This is a genomic window from Streptomyces sp. NPDC048825, assembly GCF_043198355.1.
Lineage (GTDB): Bacteria > Actinomycetota > Actinomycetes > Streptomycetales > Streptomycetaceae > Streptomyces > Streptomyces xiangluensis.
Window position 1 is genome coordinate 23259 of sequence record NZ_JBICUR010000033.1, and the last position, 23233, is coordinate 46491.

A 23233-nucleotide genomic window follows, 5' to 3' on the forward strand; every position below is an offset into this window, starting at 1 on the left:
GGCTAGCTCAGCAGCGTACGGATCAACTTGTCTGCCTCGGTGAGGAGTTCGAGTTCGTGGGAGCTCATCGTCGGTTGGGTCGCCCGGCGTTGGAGTGCCTGGGGCAGGGCTCGTAGGAGGGGTGGGGCGGGGCAGGGGGTGAGCAGGGCGGTCAGCATGGTGTGGGCCAAGGGGGCTCGGGGGTCGTCGTCGGCGACGGCCACCTGGGCCAGGATTACGGCGGACATGGCCCAGTCGAGGCCGGGTGGGCCCTCCTCGGTGTTGGCCCAGTCGATCACCATCGGGCCGGATGGGGTCACGATCACGTTTTCCGGGTGCAGGTCCAGGTGCAGGACGCGGGCCGTGGGATTGGAGGAGAGGCGGGGCGAGATCGTGTGCAGGTGGGTCAGGAGGTGGGCGATGGTCGTTCCAGCCGCACTGGCGGTGAGTTCGCCCGCCGCCACCGCTTCGAGCATGGTCGGGCCCGACAGGCGCTCCATCACCAAGTCGGTGCGCGCGTCGGCCGTCCGTACGCGCGGCACCGGATAGCCGTGGCCGCGTACGTGTTCGATGACGGCCGCCTCGGCGGGCGCGTCGCCGTACCCCTCGCGGTAGCGGCGTAGCACCCACGCCCCGTCCTCCGGATCGTCGAGCGCGTACACATCCGCCGTACGGCCGGAGCCGAGCAGGGCGCCGAGCTGTAAGTGGCTTCTCATGCGCCGAACCTATCGGCGGCCCGCAGCCGGGCCTCAGCGTCTTCTTACGTGCCGGTACAGTAAGCAGGTCGTCATCACACCCGTACGGGGGGAAGCCGGTGCAAAACCGGCGCTGACCCGCAACCGTGAGTCGTCCGCAGTCTCGACAGCGGGCGGTGAGCCGGAATGCCCCATACGGAAGTGACTGGCTCGACGTCACCGGGGAACGCCGGTGGCGGGCACCGTCGAGGCATACGGAGCCGAGCCGCCCGGGGCTCTGGGCTGCCCGGCTCCCCGTAGGGAGAAACCGCCGATCATGAAAATTCGCCGTAGCGCCACCGTGCTGGCCGCCACCGCCGTGATCGGTGCGGCCTGCGCGCCGGTCGCCCTCGCCGCCGAATCGCCCTCCCCGTCGCCGTCCAAGACGTTGCCGTCCGGGCTGTTCGGCAGCACGGATCCGACGTACGACGGCGTCTGGCGGCAGTCGCTCGCGCTGCTCGCCCAGCACACCGTGGGCGTGAAGCCCGCGGAGACGGCCGTCAACTGGCTCGTCGCGCAGCAGTGTGAGAGCGGTGCGTTCGCGCCGTACCGCGCGAACGCGAGCGCGAAGTGTGACGCCAAGACGCTGGTCGACACGAACAGTACGGCCGCCGCCCTGCAGGCCCTGGAGGCGCTCGGCGGACACGGCGCGGCGCCGGACAAGGCCCTGGCCTGGCTGAAGTCCGTGCAGAACAAGGACGGTGGCTGGGGCTACGCGGCGGGCGGCGCGAGCGACACCAACTCGACGTCTGTCGTGATCGGCGCGCTGGTGGCCGCGGGCGAGAAGCCTCAGCAAGTGCTGTCCAAGGACGGCGAGTCCCCGTACCAGGCGCTGCGGGCGCTGTCCGTCCCCTGCGACGAGGACGGCGGGGGCGCGTTCGCCTTCCAGCCGGACAAGAAGGGGAACCTCGCGGCGAACGCGGACGCGACGGCGGCGGGCGTGCTGGGAAGCCTGGGCAAGGGGTTCGTGACGGAATCCGGGAAGGCCGCGGCGGGGGACTCCGCGTGTGCCGACGGTGGCGACAAGTTCACGCCCGAGGACGGTGCGCGGGGCGGCTCCGCGTATCTCGCGAGCGCGGTCGCCAAGGACGGCTACCTGAAGTCCGCCCTCGCCGGCGCCGAGGACCAGCCCGACCACGGCAACACCGCCGACGCCGTCGTCGCGCTCGCCGCCGCGGGCCGCACCACCGAGGCCGCGAAGCCGCTCGCCTGGCTGGAGAAGAACTCCCGTTCCTGGGCGGCGCAGAGCGGCCCGGCCGCGTACGCCCAGCTGATCTTCGCGGCGCACGCGACCGGTACGAACCCGCGCGACTTCGGCGGCGTGGACCTGGTGAAGCAGCTCGGCTCCAGCGGCCCGGAGGGCGGGAACGCCACCGTCACCGACACCGCCGTGCCCAGCAAGGAGAAGGAGCAGGATGAGGACGGCGGCGTCAGCGTCTGGTGGATCATCGGCGTCGGCCTTGTCGGCGGCATGGGCGTCGGTTTCCTGATCAGCAGCCGCAACAAGAAGCAGCCGAAGCAGTGATCCGCCTCCGCCGCCGTAGGGTCCTGCTGATCCTGGCCCCACTGTTCGCCGCGCTCACCATGCTCGGCTCGACGGGGCAGGCCCACGCGGCCGGTTACCGCTACTGGTCCTTCTGGGACCGCGACGGCGGCACCTGGGTGTACGCGACCCAGGGCCCGTCGACCGCCCGCCCTTCCGACGGCGACGTCCAGGGCTTCCGCTTCTCGGTGAGCGAGGACTCCCGGGATGCAGCGAAGCCGCGCGGGGCCGCGGAGTTCGCGACGATCTGCGCGAAGACGCCCGCGCGGGACGGTTCGAAACGGGTCGCCCTCGTACTCGACTTCGGCACGAACGCGGACGCGCCGTCCGGCGAGACGCCGCCCCGTGCGCGTACGGCCTGCGCCCGCGTCCCGGAGGACGCGACGACGGCGGACGCGCTCGCCGCGGTCGCCAAGCCTCTGCGCTACGACACGAACACCCTGCTGTGCGCCATCGCGGGCTACCCGCGCACGGAGTGCGGCGATCAGGTCTCGGCCGCAGAGCCGACGACGACGCCTTCGGACACGCCTCCCGATACCAGCGATACGAGCGCCTCCGGCGAGAGCGAGTCCGGTGGCGACTCCGGTGGCGACTCCGACGCTCAGGGCCCGTCGCTGGGCCTGCTCGCGGGCATCGGGGCCGTGGCGGTGCTCGGCGCGGCGGCGGTCTGGCAGACGCGTCGGCGGCGGCGCGACTGACGGGCGGAGGGTGCGCGATGAGCGAAGCCAGTAGTGCTGCGGGCAAGGCAGCAGCCCAGGATGCGCCAACCGGCAACTGGCCGTCCGACAACCGGCCGTCCGACAACCGGCCGTCGGACAACCGGCCGTCCGGCAAGCTGCCAGCCGGCGAACGGCCATCCAGCAGCCTGCCAACGGACAGTCAGCCACCGAGCCACCGGCCTGCCGGCAACCTGCAAGCCGGCAAACGGCCATCCGGTAACCCGCAATCCAGCGAACGACCCTCCAGCAATCCGCCAGTCGGCAACCCGCCGTCCGGCAAGCTGACAGCCAGCAACAGGCCCGCCGGTAACCCGACAGTCGGCAACCCGCCATCCGGCAACCCCCGCCGCCGCTCCCTGCTCAGCCCGCCGCAGGCGACCCGCTCCAACGCCCTCCCCCCAGGCGCCTGGTGGCTCTGGGCCCTCGGTCTCGGCACCGCCGCCTCCCGTACCACGAACCCCCTCCTCCTCGCCCTCCTCATAGCAGTAGCGGGCTACGTAGTAGCCACCCACCGCAGCCAATCCCCCTGGTCCCGCTCCTACACCGCCTTCGTCAAACTCGCCCTGGCCGTACTCGCCGTCCGCCTCGCCTTCGCCGTCTTCCTCGGCTCCCCCATCCCCGGCACCCACACCCTCGTCACCCTCCCCGAACTCCCGCTCCCCGACTGGGCGCAGGGCATCCGCATCGGCGGCCGAGTCACCGCGGAGGGCCTGCTCTTCGCGCTGTACGACGGCCTGAAACTGGCCGCGCTCCTCATCTGTGTGGGCGCCGCGAACGCCCTCGCCAACCCTGCCCGCCTCCTCAAATCCCTCCCGGGCGCCCTGTACGAGGCGGGAGTCGCGGCCGTCGTAGCGCTCACCTTCGCCCCGAACCTGATCGCGGACGTCCAGCGTCTGCGCGCCGCACGCCGTCTGCGTGGACGGCCCGACCACGGGATACGCGGCCTGCTCCAGGTCGGACTCCCGGTCCTGGAGGGTGCGTTGGAGCGTTCGGTCGCGCTCGCGGCGGCGATGGATGCCCGCGGTTACGGCCGTACCGCCGAAGTAGCGCCCGCCGTCCGCCGCACCACCGCCGTACTCACCCTCGGCGGCCTGGTCGGCGTCTGCGCGGGAACGTACGGCCTGCTCACCGCCGAAGGCGGCACCTACGGCCTGCCCGTGCTGCTCGCCGGACTCTGCGCGGCCCTCGCCGGGCTCTGGCTCGGCGGTCGCCGCTCGCTGCGTACGCGATACCGGCCGGACGTGTGGGGCGTACGGGCGTGGCTGGTCGCCGGGTCTGGTGCGGGGGTCGCGGCGCTGCTGATCCTGTACGCCGCGTACGACTCCGCCGCCCTGCACCCCGGCGTCGTACCCCTGGCGGCCCCCACCCTCCCCCTCTGGCCGGCCGCCGCGATCCTGCTCGGCCTCGCCCCGTCCTTCATCGCCCCCACTCCCCCCACTTCCTCTGCCTCCAAGGAGCCCTCATGATCCGCTTCGAGGATGTCTCCGTGACGTACGACGGGGCGACCGAGCCGACTGTCCGGTGTGTCGAACTCACCGTTCCCGAGGGCGAGTTGGTGCTGCTGGTCGGGCCGTCCGGCGTCGGTAAGTCGACGATCCTGGGTGCGGTGAGCGGGCTGGTCCCGCATTTCACGGGCGGCACCCTGCGCGGACGCGTCACAGTGGCGGGCCGTGACACCCGTACCCACAAGCCGCGCGAACTCGCCGATGTCGTCGGCACGGTGGGCCAGGACCCGCTCGCGCACTTCGTGACGGACACGGTCGAGGACGAACTCGCCTACGGCATGGAGTCGTTGGGCCTCGCGCCGGACGTGATGCGTCGCCGTGTCGAGGAGACCCTGGACCTGCTGGGCCTCGCGGACCTCCGCGACCGCCCGATCTCCACCCTCTCCGGCGGCCAGCAGCAGCGGGTCGCGATCGGCTCGGTCCTCACCCCGCACCCCAAGGTCCTGGTCCTCGACGAGCCGACCTCGGCGCTCGACCCGGCCGCCGCGGAGGAGGTACTCGCCGTCCTCCAACGCCTCGTGCACGACCTCGGCACCACGGTGCTCATGGCCGAACACCGCCTCGAACGCGTCATCCAGTACGCCGACCAGGTCGCCCTCCTCCCGGCTCCTGGCGCCCCGCTCGTGCTGGGGTCTCCGTCCGAGGTCATGGCCGTCTCGCCGGTGTACCCGCCGGTCGTCGCCCTGGGGCGACTGGACGGATGGTCGCCGCTGCCGCTGACGGTGCGCGACGCACGCCGGAGGGCGGGGGCGCTGCGGGAACGGCTGTCAGAGGTGGCGTACGAGGACGAGTCCTCGAGCGCGGCTCCGGCCGCGGCGCCCGCACCCCGTCCCGTACGACCCCGCTCCCGCCTCTTCCGCAGGCGTGACATCACAACTCCCCTGCCAGGGACCTCAGTTGCGGCCGCGATCGACAGCCTCACCGTCCGCCGAGGCCGCACCGAAGTGCTCCACGACGTCACCCTGACCGTCGCCCCCGGCGAGACCATCGCCCTCATGGGCCGGAACGGTGCCGGAAAGTCCACCCTGCTCAGCGCACTGGTCGGGCTGGTCGAGCCGGCGTCGGGTTCCGTACGGGTGGGTGGTGCCGTACCGCACCGGACGGCACCCCGTGAACTCGTCCGCCGCGTCGGCCTCGTACCGCAGGAGCCTCGCGATCTGCTGTACGCGGACACGGTGGCCGCCGAGTGCACGGCCGCGGACCGGGACGCGGGCGCAAAGCCGGGCACCTGCCGCGTCCTGCTCTCCGAACTGCTCCCCGGAATCGCGGACGACACTCACCCCCGCGACCTCTCCGAGGGCCAACGCCTCACCCTCGCCCTGGCCCTCGTCCTGACGGCCCGCCCACCACTGCTCCTCCTGGACGAGCCGACCCGCGGCCTCGACTACGCGGCGAAGTCCCGCCTGGTGACGGTCCTGCGGGACCTGTCGACGGCGGGCCACGCCATCATCCTGGCCACCCATGACGTGGAGCTGGCCGCCGAACTCTCCCGCCGGGTGGTGATCCTCGCCGATGGCGAACCGGTGGCCGACGGCCCCACCACTGAGGTCGTCCTCGCCTCACCCTCCTTCGCCCCGCAGGTGACGAAGATCCTGACTCCGGAGAAATGGCTGACGGTCTCGCAGGTACGCGCGGCCCTGGGCGTAACGGAGCCGGAGACGGCAACCCCGGAGACAGCAGAGCGGGGGACGGACACGTGACTTCCCAGGCGCAGGCCCAGGCTCGCGCGATCCGTCTCGGCCCCCGCTCCATCACCGCCCTCGCACTTGTCAGCGCCATCGGCCTCGCGGCCTTCGCCTGGCCCCTGTTCGCCGGGCCGACGTCCCAGGTCAGCGCCCATGCGCAGGACGCGCCCTGGCTGTTCGCGGGGCTGCTCGTGCTGCTGGTCGGGGTGGTGGGCGCGGCGGTCTCGGAGTCGGGGATCGGAGCGAAGGCCGTGGCCATGCTCGGGGTGCTGGCGGCGACGGGGGCGGCGTTGCGGCCGATCGGTGCCGGGACGGCCGGGATCGAGCCGATGTTCTTCCTCATGGTGCTGAGCGGCAGGGTGCTGGGCCCCGGCTTCGGCTTCGTGCTCGGGGCGGTCACGATGTTCGCGTCCGCGCTGCTCACGGGCGGGGTCGGGCCATGGATGCCCTTCCAGATGCTCTGCATGGGCTGGTTCGCGATGGGCGCGGGCCTCCTCCCGGGCCCCGACCGCCTACGGGGCCGTGCGGAGTTGGCGATGCTCGCCGCGTACGGCTTCGTAGCGGCCTTCGCCTACGGCACGCTCATGAACCTGTCCGGCTGGCCCTTCATGAACGCACTCACGTCGAGCGTCGCCTTCGACCCGGAAGCGGACGTCGCCACCAACCTGACCCGTTTCCTCGCGTACTGCCTGGCCACGTCCGTCGGCTGGGACCTCGGCCGAGCGACAGTAACGGTCGCCCTGACCCTCACCCTGGGCACGACCGTCCTCAAGGCGCTGCGCCGGGCCACCCGCCGGGCGGCTTTCGAGACGCCGGTCACGTTCGAGCACCCGTAGATCGGGGGCGGTTCTCTGCGACACCACGAGCACGCCGGCGTCGGCGCTCGCGCAGCCGTCGCGGTCGTTGCGGTCGTCGCGGGTCGTTGCGGTCGTCGCGGCCAACGGGGTCTCCCTGACCGCCTTCCTGTGGCATCTTTCGGCCATGTGCGGTGCGTGCGGAGCCCTGCTGGTTCTGGACGGCCCGCCGCACGACCCAATGAGCCCATCATGCAAGGGAGTTCAGGCAGGTCAGGAGCGTAATCGGGGCCGTCCGCCACCCTCGATGCGGCCCTGTGCCTGTTCGGTGCGCTGGGACCGGCGACCGTATTGATGACGCTTTTGCGGTAGTTACTGGTGGATCAGGCGGCATGACGAGCTGCGTCGGCGGGAAAGGTTCAGGCCAGGTAAGGGGAGTGTGAAGCACTTGCGTGCAAACGGGGCTGGAACCCACACCGCAGTACTTTGAAGCCTCACCGACCTCCGGCAAGGCCCCCCTTGGCGTGATCTGTTTGTCAGGCGACCGTGGCGTGATCTCACCCCTCGGGCCTCTGGTTGCCGGCGGCACCACCGTGCGCGCTGTGCTGTCCACGCGGCGGGCGAGAGGGGTTTCCCCATGGGACATATGGACCACTTCAGCGCCGGATGGGTCACCCCCGTCCTGTCCTACGCCATGGCCTGCGTCGGCTCGGCGCTCGGCCTGCGGTGCACGGTCAGGGCCCTTGAGGCCGACGGCGCCTCGAAACGGAACTGGCTGCTGCTGGCCTCGTTCGCGATCGGCTCCGGCATCTGGACCATGCACTTCGTCGCGATGATGGGATTCGGCGTCGAGGGCACCCCCATCCGCTACGACGTCCCGCTCACCGTGCTCAGCCTCGCCATCGCCATCGCCGTCGTCAGTGCCGGCGTCTTCACCGCCGGGTACGGGAGCTCGCGCGTGATGTCGGTGGCGCTCGGCGGGCTCGGCACCGGACTGGGTGTCGCCGCCATGCACTACACCGGCATGGGCGCGCTCAACCTGCACGGCGCCGTCGACTACGACCCGCTCCTCGTCATCGCCTCCGTCGTGATCGCCGTCGTGGCCGCGACCGCCGCGCTCACTCTCACCCTCATCGTGCGCGGCCCCGTCCTCGCCGCCGTCGCCGCGCTCGTCATGGGGCTCGCGGTCAGCAGCATGCACTACACCGCCATGTACGCCGTCGACGTCAGCCTCGCGCCCAGCAGCGCGGAGCTGTCCGGGGCCACGGCCACCGAGTTCCTCTTCCCGCTCGCCGTGCTGCTCGGCTCGTTCCTCTTCCTCGCCTCCGCGTACGTCGCGCTCTCCCCGACCGGCAAGCGCGACGAGTCCGCCGTCGCCGCCGAACTGCTGCGCGACGTCGAGGGCCCCACCGCGCCCGCTACCGCCACCACCGCGACCGCCTGAGCCGGACGTCCGCAGAGCCGCAGACCCTCGAAGAGGTATCCCATGCGTGTTACCCGTACAGCGGAACGGCTGCGCCCCAGATCGGTCCGGGCCAAGATCGTCGCCCTGCTCATGCTGCCCATCATGTCCCTCATGGCGTTGTGGGGCTTCGCCGCGGTGAGCACGGCCTCCAGCATCGGCGACACACAGCGGGTCAAAGAGATCAACGCCGAACTCCTCGCCCCGGTCGACGAGTTCGTCACCGCGCTGCAGACCGAGCGGACCGCCGCCACGCGCCACGCGGCCGCGCCGGACAAGGCCGGCCTCGACGCTCTCAAGGCAGCGGGCAAGGCCACCGACAAGGCCGCCGACGCCTTCCGCGACGGCGCCAACGCCTCCACCGCGGACGCCGGGCTCCTCGACTCCGGGCTCCCCGTCCGCATCGACCGTCTGAAGGCCGAGGCAGCCGGACTCGCGGACCTCCGCGCGCAGACCGACGCGAAGGGCACCGCCCAGAAGGCATTCACGGGGTACTCGACGGTCATCGAGCAAGCCTTCGCCGTCACCGGCGCGCTCACCGGCGAGAACGGCACCGACGCCGCCTCCGAGGCACGGGTCGTCCTCGAACTCGCCCGCGTCCGCGAGGCCGTGGCCCAAGAGCAGGCACTCCTCGCCGCGGGGAGCGGGGCCGGGACGCTCACCACGGAGCAGTACACGCTGTTCACCGGCGCCGTCGCCACCCAGCGGGAGCTGCTGAAGCCCGCGGTCGCGGACCTGAAGCCGGCGCACGGGACGGCGTACAACGCGGTGCTACGGGGCGCGAGTTACGGCACCCTCGCTGCCGTCGAGAACCGGGTGCGCAGCGCCGGGCCCGGCACCTCGGCCGTCTCCGCGGGCTTCCTGAAGGACTGGGACGAGGCCGTCGACGCCGTGCTGAAGGGGCTCACCGAGGCCGAGTCGGACGCCGGCACGGGCGCCACGGCCAAGACGAACCCGCTCGGCTCGGACATGCTGGGCGCCTCCGGTATCGCCGTCGTCCTCGGTCTGGTGGGCGTGCTGCTGTCGCTGCTCGTGTCCGTGGTCGTCGGCCGCGGACTCATCGTCGAACTCCTCGACCTGCGCAACGACGCCCTCGAAGTCGCCGGGCGCCGACTTCCGCGGGCCATGCGCCGCCTGCACGCCGGGCAGGGCGTGGACATCGACGCCGAGGCCCCGATGCGCCGCCTCGTCGGCGACGAACTCGCCCAGGTGGGCACCGCGCTCACCGCCGTGCAGCGGGCCGCGCTCAAGGCCGCCGCCGAGCGCGCCGAACTGCTCAGCGGCATCTCCGGGGTGTACGTCGGCCTCGCCCGCCGCAGCCAGGTGCTGCTGCACCGCCAGCTCGACCTGCTCCACCAACTGGAGCAGCGCCCGCGCGACCCGGCCGAGGTGCAGGAGCTGTACCAGGTCGACTACCTCGCCACCCGGATGCGCCGTCACTCCGAGAGCCTGCTCATTCTGTCCGGTATCGCGCCCGGACGCGGCTGGCGCGACCCCATCCCGCTGTTGGACGTCCTGCGGGCCGCCGTAGCGGAGATCGAGCAGCCGGGACGGGTCCAGATCTGGGCCGCACCGGCCGCGTCCATCAACGGCGGCTCCGTCGCCGACGTCATCCACCTGCTCGCCGAACTCGTCGAGAACGCGGCTTCCTTCTCACCGCCCAGCTCCATGGTCCAGCTGCGGGCCACCCGGCTGCGCGAGGGACTCCTCATCGAGATCGAGGACAGCGGCTTCGGCATGAACGAGGAGGGGCTGGCCGAGGCCAACCGCAAGATCCAGTCCGAGAAGGTCGACCTGCTCGACCCCAAGCAGATCGGACTCTTCGTGGTCAACCGCATCGCCGCCCGGCAGGGACTGGGCGTCGAACTGCGCTCCTCGCCGAACGGCGGGGCCACGGCGGCCGTCCTCATCCCCGAGAACCTGATGAGTGACGACATGCCGGCGCACGACGCCGCGTTCTCCGCCGGCCGGCACGACGGCCGGTCACTGGCCCCCGCGTCGGCGTTGATCACGCGGCAGCGGGGGTAACGGGCGCGGCGGTTCCCTGAAACGGCCGGTCGGGGTCGTGGCCGCGGCGGTCTCGGAGTCGGGGATCGGGGCGAAGGCCGTGGCCATGCTCGGGGCGCCGGCGGCGACGGGGGCCGCGTCGCGGCCGATCGGGGCCGGGACGGCCGGGATCGAGCCGATGTTTGCGGACTGTTTTCAGGAGCCGGCGTGCCGCTCCAGCAGGGGCCGGACGCTGAACGGCTGCACCTCGAGCAGAACCATGACGGTGTTGGACCGGACAACCCCCGGCGCTTCGAGCAAGAGGTTCGTGATGCGGTGCAGGTCCTCGGTGTCCCGGGCGACGACGCGCGCGAGCAGGTCGCCGTCGCCGGTGGTGACGAGCAACTCCACCACCTCGGGAATGCGCAGGATCGCCTCACGGGTGGGCCGCCCCACGCGCTGGCTGATCGACAGCGTGATCAGGGCCAGCAGTGGATAGCCGAGACCCGCGGGTGCCACGCGCCGACTGGGCTCCCTGAGCTGACCGCTTTCTTCAAGTCGCTTCAGACGCGCCTGCACGGTGTTGCGGGCCAGCCCGAGTCGATCGGCCAGGGCAACCGTCGTGGCCCGTGGGTCCGCGTCGAGCGCCAGGAGGATCCGGGCGTCGAGGCCGTCGACATCTCGCATAGTGCTCAGTGTGACACAGCATGCGCGCACCATATTGAGCATTCTGCTTATAAATTCTGCCGCATATTGCGCATTCCGATGAGCCTTTCTAGGTTCCCGCCATGCAAAGAGCGCAATGTGACAACACCTCGGCGAACCAGGAAACCCATGTCGACAGCCGGGTGTGGGGTGATGAGGACGAGATCGTGGCGGCCGCCATGGACTACGCCTGGCGGCGCATCCTGCAGGCTCCGGATCCGACGGCAGGGGCCCGCCCCGCCGCCGACCTCGCTCTCGCGGCCGGTACGGCCATCACCGCCTGGGGGATCGGCGGCGCCGCGGCCCTCAAACTGTTCGACCAGGTCCTGGCACCCGCCACCCGCGCCCAGAGCGGATCGATGAACCTCGCGTACATCCCTGCGGCTCCCACCCGTGCCGCACTCGCCTTCGACGCGGTCACCGGCGCGGCGAACATCTTCGCGGGCACCTGGGAGGCCGGAGCCGGTGCCATTTACGCCGAGAACGAGGCACTGAGCTGGCTCACCCAGCTGCTCGGATGGCCCAGCACCGCAGCAGGATGCTTCGTCAGCGGCGGCACCATGGGCAATCTCTCGGCTCTCATCACGGCACGCGCCGCTGCCGCCGCATCCCGGCCCCGGCCGACAGACGGCTGGAAGATCGTGTGTGCCGACAGCGCCCACTCCTCGATCAGGTCCGCAGCACAAGCAATGGACGTCGAGGTCGTCACCGCACCCGTGGACCAGCGGGGACACCTCACCGGAGCCGCCGTGAACACGGTCCTGGACTCCACGACCGGTGTCTTCGCCGTGGTGGCGACCGCCGGGACCACCAATGCCGGTCTCATCGACGACCTCGCGGACATCGCCGACGCGTGCGAACGCCACCACGTGTGGCTGCACGTCGACGGTGCCTACGGCGGAGCAGGCCTGGCCGCCCCAAGCGTGCGGCACCTCTACACCGGCATCGAACGCGCCGACAGCTTCATCGTCGATCCCCACAAGTGGCTCTTCGCGCCCTACGACTGCTGCGCACTGCTCTACCGGGATCCCGCAGCCGCACGCGCCGCGCACAGTCAGTCGGCGCACTATCTCGACGCCATCGATCGCGACGTCCACAATCCGGCGGACCTGGCCCTCCACCTCAGCCGCCGTGCCCGCGGTCTGCCGTTCTGGTTCAGCCTGGCCGTCCACGGAACCGAGCGGTACTCGAATGCCGTGGAACAGACGCTGAACACCAGCCGGCTGGTCGCCGATGCCATACGCGCCAGTGACCATCTACGCATCACGATCGATCCCGAGCTGTCCGTGGTCCTCTTCGAGCGCCCCGGGTGGGGCCCGCAGGACTACGCGTCATGGTCCGCCCGGGCGGCCGAAACGGGCGCCATGCTGTGCGTGCCGACACAGTGGAACGGCGCAACGGTTCTGCGCATGGCCTTCGTCAACCCGCACACCCGTGCCGACGACGTCATCGACGTACTTCGCATGCTCCGCTAGTGCTGTGACCGCACAGATTCGCCGGTTCGCTCAGGCCGCGGCGACGAAGGGCCGTCCGCCCCAGCGGATGCCTTTCTCACTGGCTGCTCTGTGGGCTGTAGGGCTGGAGGAGTTGGTCGACGGGTGCGTAGTCGTCGGTGAGCAGTTGGGCATCGTCGATCCAGGAGGTGAGGTCGTCGCCGGTGGCGATCTTCCAGCCGGTTTGCCGGGCGTCCAGCGCTTCCTGGGTCGCGCGTAGGTCGACTGGCCGGTCGGAGGCGAGCACCACCATATTGCCGCCCCCGGAGGTGGCGGTCGGGTCGAGACCGATATCGGCGGGTTCGCCGACGAGGGCGACGTGCTCGAAGGTCTCGCTGAGGGTGGCTACTTCGGCACGTGCGAAGTCCATGCCCCCGTGGTCGATGAGGTTGGCAACGTACAGGCCGTCCTCGCCCAGCACCCGCCGTACGTCAGTCATCGCTTCCATCGTGGTGAGGTGCCACGGCACGCTGACGCCCCCGAAGGCGTCGCCGACGACGAGGTCACGACTGTCGGCGTCCAGTCGCCGCAGGCCGAGCCTGCCGTCCTCGACGCGTACGTCGATACCGCGTCCTGATCTCAGACCGAGTTGCTCACGGTTGATGCGTACGACCCCGCCGTCGATCTCGGACACCAGGCTGCGCGTCCCGGGCCGCGTGGCCGCGAGGTAACGGGGGAAGGTGAGCCCGCCGCCGCCCAGGTGGTGGGCCGCAAGTGGCTCACGTTCGGGAAAGGCGGCATCGACCACCGACGCGATGGCGCGCACATACTCGAACTCCAGGAAGGTCGGGTCATCGACGTCGACGTAGGAGTGCCGCAAGCCGTCCAGTACGAGTGTGCGGCCGCCGTCCCGGTCGGGGTCTGCGACGACCCGTGCGCAGTGGTATTTGGTCTCCGTGTCGCAGGCACCGGGCGCGACCGTGGTGGCGAGGCCGCCGGCGATGACCACGAGTGTGAGGGCTGGGGTGCCGGTCCACCCGCGTGTACGCCACTCGGTCAGCGCCGCGCCGACCACCAGCAGCGTTCCGAGGCCGATCAGTATGCCGCTGACCGGCAACCGCGATACGAGGACGAAGCCGGTGAGGACGGTGCCGACGATGGCGCCGACGGTGCCGACGCCGGAAAGCCGGCCGACAACCGTTCCGGTCTCGGCGAGGCTGGTGAGACGCAGCTTGGTCACGATCGGCGTCACCGCGGAGAGCAGCGCGCCCGGCACGAGGATGGTCCCCGCCGCGATCAACAAGAGCAGCGGTGCTGCCCACTCCGCGGTGGTGCGCAGCACGGCAGGGGTGAGCGCCACGACCGCTCCCGACACCCCGAGCGAGGGGCCTATGAGCCGGCGTGGATCGACCTGGTCGGCGATGCGCCCACCCAGCCAGGAGCCGGCGGCGATCGCGGTGAGGGCGATGCCGATCACCATGGTGCTGGTCTCGAGGGTGAGGCCGAGGTAGGGAGCCAGCAGCCGCAAAGCGACGATCTCGACCACCAGGACTGCGGCCGAGGACCCGAACACAAGGACGGCAGCGGCACGGGAACCCAGGCCGTAGCGGCCAGGCGTGCCCTCGGCAACAGACGAGGAAGACGACGATCCGGTCACGGGCGACATCCTTGCATGCGGCTCAGCGACCGAACGGCAAGGCGAAAATTGTGGGCTTCGCCCCGGACTTGGCGGCTGAGGCCACCGGCACGTCCAACCGGATACGCGGCCTGCTCACCCCCTTCCACCCCAGCTTCCGAACCCATGTTCGGGCCGTGTCCGGACCACCAGGCCGTGACCTGCCTGCTGGAACGCCACGGCTCCCCGGCCGCGCTGCGAAAGGCCGGTCGAGGCCCTGCTGGAGGAGCACTGGCTGGGGTCTGGGTCAGAAGCTGCCGGCGGACGTGCGGATCCGGGTCCATCCGGCGGGAAAGACGGTGACGGCGATCGTGCCGTGTCCCACCGCCGTCTGCCGCAGGACCCGACTCGGCCGAGTCGGCTGCCTTTGGACTCATAGGTTCCGCGGAGCAGAAAGTGGTACTCGGGGGAGCAGGAGGCCACGCTGCGCCGACGGTTACACCGGCGTCAGGCAGTGGTCGCACTGGAGGTGTTTCTTCGGATGTTGGACTCCGTCGCCCCGGTAGCGCAACGAGATGACGACCGAGAGGCCACGGGCCTTGCGAAGGAACCCCTGATGAGCGCCGACGACGCGTACGACAGCAGCGACATCACCCAGTGGCTGCTGGAAACCGACTCACTAGAAGACTTCCTGCAGACGTTGGCCGACGCAGCCGTCGAACTGTCCCGCGCCCAAGGCGCCGGCCTCACACTGGAACGGGACGGCCGCCCGCTGACCGTGGTCAGTGCCGGCACCGCCGCGACAAAGCTGGATGAGAAGCAGTACGGCCAGGACGACGGCCCCTGCCCGCAGTCGCTGCGCACCGGCGTTGAACTGCTCATCAACGACATGACCGAGGAGACCCGGTGGGGCGACTACCCCACCTATGCCGTCGCCTGCGGGATCCGTTCCTCCCTCTCCCTGCCGATCGCCGCCCACACCCACACCGCCGGCGCTCTCAACCTGTACGCCGCGCCTCCGAAGGCGTTCGAGCAAGCCGATGTCACCGCGTTGCGCGCACTCGCCTCGCAGGCCACCGGCGCCATCGCACTGGCCCAACGCCTCACCGACACGCAGGAATTCGCCACCCAGCTCCAGGACGCCATGAAGTACCGCAGCGTCATCGACCAAGCCCTCGGCGTGGTCATGGGTCAACGCAAATGCACCGCCGAGGAAGCCTTCGGCATCCTGCGCTCCGCCTCCCAGAACCGCAACATCAAACTCCGCGACCTGTGCACCGAACTGCTCACCAACCTCACCGGCGAGCCCCCCACCGCACCCGAACTGCGCTCCCGACCCTGAGCTCGGCCTGGGCCCGGAGCCGAACAAGGGATGGTGGGCATGGTGCCGCCGCCTACGGTCCGGGAGATCTGGGGCAGGTCAGGTGAGGTCGACCGGGATTCGATGGTCCGGCTGCCCGTCCTTGGCCAGGATCGAGTGCTCGTTGGCCACCGCGCGGTACAGCCTCAAGCCGACGGCGTCGTCCACGTCGGCGGCCGTCCAGACGCCGCCGCCGTGCGAGAGCGAGCGGCGGGAGAACACCTCGAGCGCGTGCTCGGTCCCTGGGCCGTCTACCGGTTCGGCTACGGCGGGCACGTACACGCCTTGGCCGGTGCCGATCGGAGCCGACGAGTCGAAGATCGCGATGCCCACCTCGGGGCGCACCGCGATGTTGCGTGAATGTACGGCCTGGGGCGAGGAGACCCAGAAGAACTCGCGGCAGTTCAGGTGAGCGAAGTAGACCGGCGAACTCCACGGCCGTCCGGACGCGTCGGCAGTGGCGAGCACCATGTACAGACTCGCGTCAACGATGCCCCGCGCGATCTCGGCAGGTGATGCAGGCGATCCAGGCGATGTATCGGGACTCATCTCAGCGGCTCCTGCGGTACGTGAAGTCGAAGTCCTTCTCCCATGCGGCCGAACCGTCGGCGTCCGAGCCGTCGTACGCCTTCTCCCAGACGCCACGGATCGTGTTTCCGTCCTCACTCACATGCCCAGTGAACCGCTGCCGGAACGCCGACGGCGAGAAGTCCGGCGTCTCCCGCAGCAGCCGCCGCCTGGAGATCGCCGAAACCCCCAACACCGCCATCGCCATACGCGACTCAAAGAACCCGACGGGGACCCCATCGACCCACCATCGCCCCGTGGCGTGATTCCTTCGTTTCTTGTGGAGAGTTCAGGCGTCCGCCGTTCACTTCATTGACACGAGTCATCTCCGGTCATAGTTTCCGCTGCGTACTCGTGGCACCTGATGGCACGTCAATAACCCTGGCCCCCCGGTGGGTTCAAAGGTCGAACGTCGACTGCTGATGGCACGTGTACACGAGGTCCCACAACGACGTGCCCGCGCACCGAAGGAGTGACGGCTCATGCCCGACACCGCGTCCCGGCGATCGACCCTGCGTCTGCTGGGCGGCGCGATACCAGCGGCACCAGCGGCTCGCAATGCGGGCGGGAGAGGAGCGCCGGGTCACCGTACGCGTCGACGAACGCGCCCTCTCCTCATGGGACGCCGAACGCCACGACTGGGGGCTCCGAACCGGCCGCCGCACCGTATGGGTCGGAGCCTCGCGGGCGAGCTGCGCCTGCGTACGGTCGCGGAGGTGCACACGTGATGCGCCGCCTCACCATGCGTCGTCTCGCTGTCGTGCTGACCGCACTGGCCACCACCGTCCTCACGGCCGGGTCCGCCGCGGCGGCGCCCGCCCCGACCGCGCAGAACCCCGCCCTCGTCCGGACCGAGTCCGGCTGGGTCCGCGGGGAGACCACCGCCGAGGGGCGGCAGTTCCTCGGTATCCCCTACGCGAAACCGCCCGTCGGCGACCTCCGCTGGCGAGCCCCACGGCCCGTCGAGCCGTGGTCCGGCGTACGCACCGCGGAGGACTTCGGCAATCGCTGTGTACAGACGGCGAGTTGGGACCCCGGCTACGAGAATCCCAGCCACACCGAGGACTGCCTCGACCTGAATGTGTACGTCCCCGAGGGCGCCGGAAAGCGGCCGGTCATGATCTGGCTGCATGGCGGCGGGCTCACCGCCGGCGCGGGCGAGGACATCGTGCCGGACACCTTCGCGCGGCGGACCGGCACGGTCGTGGTGACCGTCAACTACCGCCTGGGCGCGATGGGTTTCCTCGCCACCTCCGGCCTCGACCGCGAGACGCGCGATCGCGTCTCGGGCAACTTCGGGATGCTCGACCAGCAGGCGGCCCTGCGCTGGGTGCGGGCCAACATCGGCCGCTTCGGCGGTGATCCGGGCCGCGTCACCATCGCGGGCGAGTCCGCGGGGGGCCGCTCGGTCTGCACGCAAATGGCCTCGCCGACCTCAAGGGGCCTGTTCCGCGCGGGGATCGTCCAGAGTGGTGCGTACGCGGACTGCGCGGCCCGCACGCACAAGGAGGCGGTGGCTCAGGGCGCGGACTTCATGGAGAAGTTGGGGTGCGCGAGCGTCGCGTGTGTGCGCGGCAAGCCCGCCAAGGAAGTCCTCGCCGCCCAGGCCGACTTCGACTGGGGGCCCGTGGTCGGCGGCGACTTCCTGCCGGTGCAGCCCTTCGAGGCGTATGCGACCGGGGCGGCCGCCCGTGTCCCCGTACTCAACGGAGCCAACCAGGACGAGGGGCGGATGTTCGCCTTCGCCCAGTTCGACGCGAACGGGACGCCGCTCACGGCCGAGCGCTATCCCGAGGTGGTGCGAGCCGTGTTCGGTGCGGAGCAGGGCGAGCGGGTGCTCCGGCGCTACCCGGTGTCGGACCACCCTTCGCCGAGCCTCGCGTACGGCACCGCCTTTGGGGACTTCCTGATGGCCTGCCCGGCGCTCCGACTCAACGACGTGCTCGCGGCCCGCGGACCGGTCTACGCGTACGAGTACGCCGACCGCACCTCGCCGCCCTTCGCCTCGCTGCGGAACCTCGGCACGGACTTCGACTTCGGCGCGACCCATGTGAACGAGGTGCAGTACCTCTTCAAGCATTTCGGTCTGAAGTCTCCGCTGAACGCCGAGCAGCGGGTGCTCTCGCGGCAGATGATCCAGTACTGGGGGTCGTTCATCCGGGACGGCGTGCCGCGTGCCGACGGGCAGCCGACGATGCCGGACGGGCAGGAGAAGGTGCTCTCCCTGCGTACCGCCTCACAGGGCGGCAACAGCCAGAGCACGACTGTCCACCGTGAGCATCAGTGCGACCTGTGGGACCGAGACCGTCCTTAGAGACTGTGGCGGCGGCCTTCGATCCGTGGGCCGCCGCCTTCCCTCTACAGGCGCTGGATGATCGTCCCGGTCGCCAGCGCCCCACCCGCGCACATAGTGACGAGCGCGAACTCCTTGTCCCTGCGCTCCAGTTCGTGGAGCGCGGTCGTCAGGAGCCGCGCACCCGTCGCGCCCACCGGGTGACCCAGCGCGATCGCGCCGCCGTTGACGTTCACCTTCTCCAGGTCCTGCTCGAAGACCTGGGTCCAGCTCAACACCACTGATGCGAAGGCTTCGTTGATCTCGACGACGTCGATGTCCTTCAGCGACATGCCCGCCTTGCCGAGCACGGCGCGCGTCGCGTCGATCGGCCCGTCGAGGTGGAAGTGCGGGTCCGAGCCCACCAGCGCCTGGGCCACTATGCGTGCCCGCGGGCGGAGTTTCAGCGCCCGGGCCATCCGCTTGGACGCCCACATCAAGGCGGAGGCACCGTCGGAGATCTGCGACGAGTTGCCCGCCGTGTGCACGGCCGTCGGCATGATCGGCTTGAGGCCGGACAGCGCCTCCATGGACGTGTCGCGCAGCCCTTCGTCCCGGTCGACGAGGCGCCACATGCCGTGACCGGCGCGCTGCTCGTCCTCCGTGGTGGGCACCTGTACGGCGAACGTCTCGCGCTTGAAGCGCTCCTCGGACCAGGCGATCGCGGCCCGCTCCTGGGAGATCAGCCCCAGCGCGTCCACATTCTCGCGTGTCAGCCCACGGTGACGAGCGATCCTCTCCGCCGCCTCGAACTGGTTCGGGAGGTCTACGTTCCACTCGTCGGGCGTCGGCTTTCCCGGCCCATGCTTGGAGGCCGACCCGAGCGGCACCCGGGACATGGCCTCGACGCCACAGCTGATGCCGACGTCCACGACCCCGGCAGCGATCATGTTGGCGACCATGTGCGAGGCCTGTTGCGAGGACCCGCACTGGGCGTTCACGGTCGTCGCGGCCGTCTCACAGGGCAGCCCCATGGCCAGCCACGCGGTACGTGCGGGGTTGCCCGACTGTTCGCCGGCGTGGGTGACGGCGCCGCCGACGACCTGCTCGACACAGTCGGCGGGGATGGCCGTACGGCCCAGGAGTTCACGATAGGTCTCGCCCAGGAGATAGGCGGGATGCAAATTGGCGAGCGCGCCACCGCGCTTGCCGATCGGAGTGCGTACGGCTTCGACGATGACGGGTTCCGCGACCATGCTCTCGCCCCTTCCTCGCGCCGAACTAGAACGCGTACTAGTTCTCAGTGCAGTCTGCTGAGCAGACGCCCGCCGCCGCAAGGGTCTTGCACGCTCCGAAGTCGCGATCTGCACGATCTCCGCACGCAATTAGCCCTGTCGCGCCTCTTGCTACTTCTAGAACCCGTTACTACCTTCACGGCAATTCGCATTTCCTGATGGACCGTCAGAACCTCGATCGCCCCGAGCGCTTCCGACCTCCAGAGCTCCAGAGCTCCAGAGCTCCAGAGCAGCAAAGCTTCAGACCGCCAAAGCTTCCACCCTCCAGAACCCGACCGTCGCACGACCCGGAGTTGCCGATGCCCTGTCCAGCGCTGCCCGACGGGTTCGATTTCACCGACCCCGATCTGCTGCACCACCGCGTGCCTCTCCCGGAGTTCACCGAGCTGCGTCAGGCCGAACCGGTCCACTGGATCCCACAGCAGCCCGGCATCGCGGGCTTCGAGGACGAGGGCTACTGGGCCGTCACGCGGCACGCTGACGTCAAGTACGTCTCCACGCACCCCGAGCTGTTCTCCTCCTGGCTCAACACCGCGATCATCCGCTTCAACGAGCACATCCCGCGCGACGCCATCGAGGTCCAGCGGCTGATCCTGCTCAACATGGACCCGCCCGAACACACCCGCGTCCGCGGCATCGTGCAGCGCGGCTTCACCCCGCGCGCGATCCGGGCCCTGGAGGACACGCTGCGCCGGCGCGCCCACTCGATCGTCCAGGAGGCCGTCGCTCAGACCGGTCCCTTCGACTTCGTCACCCAGGTCGCCTGCGAACTGCCCCTCCAGGCGATAGCCGAGCTCATCGGCATCCCGCAGGAGGACCGCCTCAAGATCTTCGACTGGTCCAACAAGATGATCTCGTACGACGATCCGGAGTACGCGATCACCGAAGAGGTCGGCCAGGAGTCGGCCACCGAACTCATCTCGTACGCCATGAACATGGCCGCCGACCGCAAGCAGTGCCCGGCCAAGGACATCGTCACGCAGCTGGTGGCGGCCGAGGACCAGGGCAACCTCACCTCGGACGAGTTCGGCTTCTTCGTGCTCATGCTGGCCGTCGCGGGCAACGAGACGACCCGTAACGCGATCACGCACGGGATGCACGCCTTGCTCACCCACCCCGACCAGTGGGACCTCTACAAGCGGGAACGCCCTTCCACCACGGCCGAGGAGCTCGTCCGCTGGGCGACCCCCATCGTGTCCTTCCAGCGCACCGCGACCCAGGACACGGAACTCGGCGGACAGCAGATCAAGAAGGGCGACCGCGTAGGCCTCTTCTACTCCTCCGCGAACAACGACCCCGCCGTCTTCGACTCCCCGGAGGTCCTCGACATCACTCGCGACCCGAACCCCCACCTCGGTTTCGGTGGCGGCGGACCGCACTACTGCCTCGGCAAGTCCCTGGCCACCCTCGAGATCGACCTCATCTTCAACGCCATCGCCGACGCCATGCCCGGCCTCCGCCTCGTCGGCGACCCACGCCGGCTGCGCTCCGCTTGGGTGAACGGCGTCAAGGAACTCCAGGTCAGCGCCAGTTGACCAACGGAGTCTCGCAGATCAGGAGGCGGGGGCATCCCCCCTACGCCCCGCCCCCGCCTCCTGCCACCGCGTCGATGAAGGCAGTGCGAGAGGAAGAAACACGCCAATTGACCGGTAGCCGTCGGGCCTATGTCTGAACAAATACCCGTAGCCGCGATCCGGCTCATTCTGTGATCGGAGTCACGGACTCACTTTGAGTGGTGGAGATCGCGGGGAGAAGACGTGACAGAAGTTCACATCTTCGCCTGTTGATCAATACGCATCGCTACGGCTGGCGCGGCGAGCCTTACAGTTCGCTGCCGGATGACTGGTAGGAACCTTTCCCTTCGGGGCCAACCTGTGCGTAAGTTGTGGCGGCTTCGCCCGCGGGACCTCATGCGCTCCGCGTGCAGCGGGCGGTGAGCCCGGTTCGCCGGGCTGTTCAGTCATCCATGTGCAGACAACAGGGGGATACCTATGTTCATCTTCAAGAGATCGACCATGTGCGCGACCGTCGCGGCGGTCGCGATGGCGGCCTTGGGGCTGGCGGCCCCGCAGGCGTCGGCCGCCTCTGAGGCAGCTGCCGCCAATGTGTGCGGCTCCGGATACACGCTGAGGAAGGCAATTCCTCTGCCGGTCGGAACTGCTCCCGCAGAACGCCTCGCCACCCTCTTCGCCTACGAGAACGGCGGAAAGGGCTGCGCCATCCTCGACAACAACGCGGGGAACTCGGAGTACATGTACCTCAAGGTCTGCAAGGTGGACGGCACCGGCTGCGACACCGACTCGGGCAACTTCAGCCAGTACGCGGGCCCTGTGTACGTCTCCAGCTTCGCCTGCGCTCCGGTGACCGCCAAGATGGGGCAGACGTCCAGCAGCCTCTACATCGACTACAAGTCCAGCCGCGTGTTCCCCTGTGGCTGACGGTACGTCCAGCCGGTCCCGGAACCGGAACTCCGTACGCTCTCTCCTCCTCGCCGTGGTGGCGGCACCGCTCGTCCTGACCGCCTGCGGAACCCAGGACGAAGGGGTGGCGGAAAGCAGGTTCACGGCGAAGTCGGCGGCTGCCGCCGAAGGCGAACCCGTCGGGCCCAGGAACACCGACGTTCCCGAGGCCGGCGACTACGGCTTCGGCGCCCCGGCGGCCACGGCGCACAACGGAGAGGTCGTCGCCTACGTGCCGCGCCTGGACCGCAGCCGCGTGGTCGTGCCGCTCACGATGCACAACACAGGCGAAAAGCGCGCCTCTTACACGGTCACGGTCACGGCCGACAGAGGCGAGAGGGGTGCTCCGGTGACAGTGACGAAGAAGGCCCTCAACGTGTCCTCCGGCACGACATGGCCGGCACAGGCCGACATCACCGCTCCGGGGGTCTGGGTCCCCGAGGACACGAAGATCAGCCTGACGGTGACCAAGGACGACTACCCGTTGGGCGACTCTCGCTGACCGACCGGTGGCCTTCCGACGGCCCTTGGGCGGCCCGCTCTTCGTCGGCTCTTCGTCGACCGCAGGTCAGCCGAGCAACGCTGCCCTCACTCCCGCATGGCCGTATGGGCGGGGTGGGGGCAGTTCTTCCCTCATGAACGCCCGCCCGGGAACTTGAGATTCCGAAGACGAACGCAAGCGTCCCTGGCCGTGTCAGCGGCCGGCGGGATGCTGACGGGGCTGCTGCAGGCCACCGCCTGGGCTGCCGATCCGCCGGCCGCCGGCGCCACCGCCTGGGCTGCCGATCCGACGGCTCGCTTCGCCGAGAACATGACGCCGTAGCGCGCGTACGCACGCCGTAAGACCGCACACGACCGGGGCCGCCGCACAGCGGCCCCGGCACCGCACTGAAAGGGAATCATCCATGGGGTCCGGCGCAAGCGTCATCATCGCGATGCCGCTGTTCCTCTATCTCTCTCTGATGGCGCTGCTCTGCCTCAAAGTCGGTACCAAGACCTCATGGAAGGTGGGCTGGCTGATGGCCGCCGGCTCCGTTTTCATGCCGCTCGCCTTGTTCGTCGCCTTCCTGATCCCTTGAACCTCACCGGTGATTCGGGGTATCGGCTGGTGACCACGGTT

Annotated in this window: 21 protein-coding genes, 3 pseudogenes and 1 riboswitch; of the genes and pseudogenes, 18 read left to right on the top strand and 6 right to left on the bottom strand. The window is 69.9% G+C overall.

The window, feature by feature from the left end:
• Positions 1-2: 2 nt before the first annotated feature.
• Entirely contained in the window at positions 3-695 is a 693-nt protein-coding gene (locus tag ACGFNK_RS44325) for a phosphotransferase (RefSeq protein ID WP_393426643.1), read from the bottom strand.
• Positions 696-783: 88 nt separating this feature from the next.
• Positions 784-866, top strand: a riboswitch (cobalamin riboswitch).
• Between the two features lie 124 nt (positions 867-990).
• On the opposite strand from ACGFNK_RS44325, the gene ACGFNK_RS44330 reads away from it, so the two are divergent.
• From ACGFNK_RS44330 to ACGFNK_RS44365, 8 genes and pseudogenes are all read left to right on the top strand, one after another.
• On the top strand, positions 991-2238 hold the full coding sequence (locus ACGFNK_RS44330) for a prenyltransferase/squalene oxidase repeat-containing protein (RefSeq protein ID WP_393426646.1): 1248 nt from the start codon (positions 991-993) through the stop codon (positions 2236-2238).
• Between the two features lie 59 nt (positions 2239-2297).
• Positions 2298-2954, top strand: a complete 657-nt coding sequence (locus tag ACGFNK_RS44335) for an SCO2322 family protein (protein WP_393426714.1) — start codon at positions 2298-2300, stop codon at positions 2952-2954.
• A 377-nt stretch (positions 2955-3331) separates the two neighbouring features.
• Entirely contained in the window at positions 3332-4441 is a 1110-nt protein-coding gene (locus ACGFNK_RS44340) for a CbiQ family ECF transporter T component (protein WP_393426717.1), read from the top strand.
• Complete coding sequence (locus ACGFNK_RS44345) at positions 4438-6180, top strand: ABC transporter ATP-binding protein (RefSeq protein WP_393426649.1); 1743 nt, start codon at positions 4438-4440, stop codon at positions 6178-6180. Before ACGFNK_RS44340 ends, ACGFNK_RS44345 begins: the two co-directional genes overlap by 4 nt.
• Entirely contained in the window at positions 6177-7001 is an 825-nt protein-coding gene (locus ACGFNK_RS44350; protein ID WP_393426652.1) for an ECF transporter S component, read from the top strand. Before ACGFNK_RS44345 ends, ACGFNK_RS44350 begins: the two co-directional genes overlap by 4 nt.
• A 595-nt stretch (positions 7002-7596) precedes the next feature.
• Positions 7597-8403: an MHYT domain-containing protein gene (locus ACGFNK_RS44355; RefSeq protein ID WP_393426655.1), complete on the top strand. Its 807-nt coding sequence runs from the start codon at positions 7597-7599 to the stop codon at positions 8401-8403.
• 42 nt (positions 8404-8445) lie between these two features.
• Complete coding sequence (locus ACGFNK_RS44360) at positions 8446-10449, top strand: nitrate- and nitrite sensing domain-containing protein (RefSeq protein ID WP_393426658.1); 2004 nt, start codon at positions 8446-8448, stop codon at positions 10447-10449.
• 25 nt (positions 10450-10474) lie between these two features.
• Positions 10475-10612: pseudogene (locus ACGFNK_RS44365) on the top strand (ECF transporter S component); the annotation flags it as partial.
• Between the two features lie 11 nt (positions 10613-10623).
• Here ACGFNK_RS44365 and ACGFNK_RS44370 read toward each other — a convergent pair.
• Positions 10624-11094: an Lrp/AsnC family transcriptional regulator gene (locus ACGFNK_RS44370; RefSeq protein WP_393426661.1), complete on the bottom strand. Its 471-nt coding sequence runs from the start codon at positions 11092-11094 to the stop codon at positions 10624-10626.
• A gap of 101 nt (positions 11095-11195) precedes the next feature.
• On the opposite strand from ACGFNK_RS44370, the gene ACGFNK_RS44375 reads away from it, so the two are divergent.
• The gene (locus ACGFNK_RS44375) at positions 11196-12587 is read left to right on the top strand and encodes a pyridoxal phosphate-dependent decarboxylase family protein (protein WP_393426664.1); all 1392 of its coding nucleotides are present in this window, start codon (positions 11196-11198) and stop codon (positions 12585-12587) included.
• 76 nt (positions 12588-12663) lie between these two features.
• Here the strand turns inward: ACGFNK_RS44375 and ACGFNK_RS44380 are convergent, their stop codons facing one another.
• The gene (locus ACGFNK_RS44380; RefSeq protein WP_393426667.1) at positions 12664-14211 is read right to left on the bottom strand and encodes a fused MFS/spermidine synthase; all 1548 of its coding nucleotides are present in this window, start codon (positions 14209-14211) and stop codon (positions 12664-12666) included.
• Positions 14212-14249: 38 nt separating this feature from the next.
• Here ACGFNK_RS44380 and ACGFNK_RS44385 point away from each other — a divergent pair.
• Together ACGFNK_RS44385 and ACGFNK_RS44390 are read left to right on the top strand one after the other, a co-directional pair.
• Positions 14250-14433 (top strand): annotated as a pseudogene (locus ACGFNK_RS44385) (IS110 family transposase); the annotation flags it as partial.
• Positions 14434-14776: 343 nt separating this feature from the next.
• Positions 14777-15502 (top strand): GAF and ANTAR domain-containing protein, encoded by a 726-nt coding sequence (locus ACGFNK_RS44390; RefSeq protein ID WP_393426670.1) that lies wholly within the window; start codon positions 14777-14779, stop codon positions 15500-15502.
• 78 nt (positions 15503-15580) lie between these two features.
• Here the strand turns inward: ACGFNK_RS44390 and ACGFNK_RS44395 are convergent, their stop codons facing one another.
• Both ACGFNK_RS44395 and ACGFNK_RS44400 read right to left on the bottom strand, forming a co-directional pair.
• The gene (locus ACGFNK_RS44395) at positions 15581-16069 is read right to left on the bottom strand and encodes a pyridoxamine 5'-phosphate oxidase family protein (protein ID WP_393426673.1); all 489 of its coding nucleotides are present in this window, start codon (positions 16067-16069) and stop codon (positions 15581-15583) included.
• 1 nt (position 16070) lies between these two features.
• Positions 16071-16295: a hypothetical protein gene (locus tag ACGFNK_RS44400; protein ID WP_393426676.1), complete on the bottom strand. Its 225-nt coding sequence runs from the start codon at positions 16293-16295 to the stop codon at positions 16071-16073.
• A 350-nt stretch (positions 16296-16645) separates the two neighbouring features.
• On the opposite strand from ACGFNK_RS44400, the pseudogene ACGFNK_RS44405 reads away from it, so the two are divergent.
• A pseudogene (locus ACGFNK_RS44405) lies at positions 16646-16711 on the top strand (hypothetical protein); the annotation flags it as partial.
• 103 nt (positions 16712-16814) lie between these two features.
• A complete protein-coding gene (locus tag ACGFNK_RS44410; protein WP_393426679.1) occupies positions 16815-18401 on the top strand; it encodes a carboxylesterase/lipase family protein in 1587 nt (528 codons plus the stop codon).
• Positions 18402-18445: 44 nt separating this feature from the next.
• On the opposite strand, the gene ACGFNK_RS44415 is transcribed toward ACGFNK_RS44410, so the two are convergent.
• Positions 18446-19615 (bottom strand): steroid 3-ketoacyl-CoA thiolase, encoded by a 1170-nt coding sequence (locus ACGFNK_RS44415; protein ID WP_393426682.1) that lies wholly within the window; start codon positions 19613-19615, stop codon positions 18446-18448.
• Between the two features lie 338 nt (positions 19616-19953).
• Between ACGFNK_RS44415 and ACGFNK_RS44420 the strand changes: the two genes are divergently transcribed.
• The 5 genes from ACGFNK_RS44420 (at position 19954) to ACGFNK_RS44440 (ending at position 23192) form a co-directional block, all read left to right on the top strand.
• Positions 19954-21189, top strand: a complete 1236-nt coding sequence (locus tag ACGFNK_RS44420) for a cytochrome P450 (protein ID WP_393426685.1) — start codon at positions 19954-19956, stop codon at positions 21187-21189.
• Positions 21190-21645: 456 nt separating this feature from the next.
• Positions 21646-22092 (top strand): hypothetical protein, encoded by a 447-nt coding sequence (locus ACGFNK_RS44425; protein ID WP_393426688.1) that lies wholly within the window; start codon positions 21646-21648, stop codon positions 22090-22092.
• Between the two features lie 55 nt (positions 22093-22147).
• Positions 22148-22615, top strand: a complete 468-nt coding sequence (locus tag ACGFNK_RS44430; protein WP_393426691.1) for a hypothetical protein — start codon at positions 22148-22150, stop codon at positions 22613-22615.
• Between the two features lie 189 nt (positions 22616-22804).
• The gene (locus ACGFNK_RS44435) at positions 22805-22936 is read left to right on the top strand and encodes a hypothetical protein (RefSeq protein WP_393426694.1); all 132 of its coding nucleotides are present in this window, start codon (positions 22805-22807) and stop codon (positions 22934-22936) included.
• Between the two features lie 82 nt (positions 22937-23018).
• Positions 23019-23192: a hypothetical protein gene (locus tag ACGFNK_RS44440; protein ID WP_393426697.1), complete on the top strand. Its 174-nt coding sequence runs from the start codon at positions 23019-23021 to the stop codon at positions 23190-23192.
• The last annotated feature ends 41 nt before the right edge of the window (positions 23193-23233 follow it).

Bases quoted from the DNA above. Each gene is read 5' to 3' on its own strand.
- ACGFNK_RS44360 (WP_393426658.1), top strand. From the start codon at position 8,446: ATGCGTGTTACCCGTACAGCGGAACGGCTGCGCCCCAGATCGGTCCGG.
- ACGFNK_RS44330 (WP_393426646.1), top strand. From the start codon at position 991: ATGAAAATTCGCCGTAGCGCCACCGTGCTGGCCGCCACCGCCGTGATC.
- ACGFNK_RS44440 (WP_393426697.1), top strand. From the start codon at position 23,019: ATGGGGTCCGGCGCAAGCGTCATCATCGCGATGCCGCTGTTCCTCTAT.
- ACGFNK_RS44380 (WP_393426667.1), bottom strand. From the start codon at position 14,211: ATGTCGCCCGTGACCGGATCGTCGTCTTCCTCGTCTGTTGCCGAGGGC.
- ACGFNK_RS44425 (WP_393426688.1), top strand. From the start codon at position 21,646: ATGTTCATCTTCAAGAGATCGACCATGTGCGCGACCGTCGCGGCGGTC.
- ACGFNK_RS44410 (WP_393426679.1), top strand. From the start codon at position 16,815: ATGCGCCGCCTCACCATGCGTCGTCTCGCTGTCGTGCTGACCGCACTG.
- ACGFNK_RS44415 (WP_393426682.1), bottom strand. From the start codon at position 19,615: ATGGTCGCGGAACCCGTCATCGTCGAAGCCGTACGCACTCCGATCGGC.
- ACGFNK_RS44390 (WP_393426670.1), top strand. From the start codon at position 14,777: ATGAGCGCCGACGACGCGTACGACAGCAGCGACATCACCCAGTGGCTG.
- ACGFNK_RS44420 (WP_393426685.1), top strand. From the start codon at position 19,954: ATGCCCTGTCCAGCGCTGCCCGACGGGTTCGATTTCACCGACCCCGAT.
- ACGFNK_RS44355 (WP_393426655.1), top strand. From the start codon at position 7,597: ATGGGACATATGGACCACTTCAGCGCCGGATGGGTCACCCCCGTCCTG.
- ACGFNK_RS44395 (WP_393426673.1), bottom strand. From the start codon at position 16,069: ATGAGTCCCGATACATCGCCTGGATCGCCTGCATCACCTGCCGAGATC.
- ACGFNK_RS44345 (WP_393426649.1), top strand. From the start codon at position 4,438: ATGATCCGCTTCGAGGATGTCTCCGTGACGTACGACGGGGCGACCGAG.
- ACGFNK_RS44325 (WP_393426643.1), bottom strand. From the start codon at position 695: ATGAGAAGCCACTTACAGCTCGGCGCCCTGCTCGGCTCCGGCCGTACG.
- ACGFNK_RS44400 (WP_393426676.1), bottom strand. From the start codon at position 16,295: ATGGCGATGGCGGTGTTGGGGGTTTCGGCGATCTCCAGGCGGCGGCTG.
- ACGFNK_RS44375 (WP_393426664.1), top strand. From the start codon at position 11,196: ATGCAAAGAGCGCAATGTGACAACACCTCGGCGAACCAGGAAACCCAT.
- ACGFNK_RS44335 (WP_393426714.1), top strand. From the start codon at position 2,298: ATGCTCGGCTCGACGGGGCAGGCCCACGCGGCCGGTTACCGCTACTGG.
- ACGFNK_RS44370 (WP_393426661.1), bottom strand. From the start codon at position 11,094: ATGCGAGATGTCGACGGCCTCGACGCCCGGATCCTCCTGGCGCTCGAC.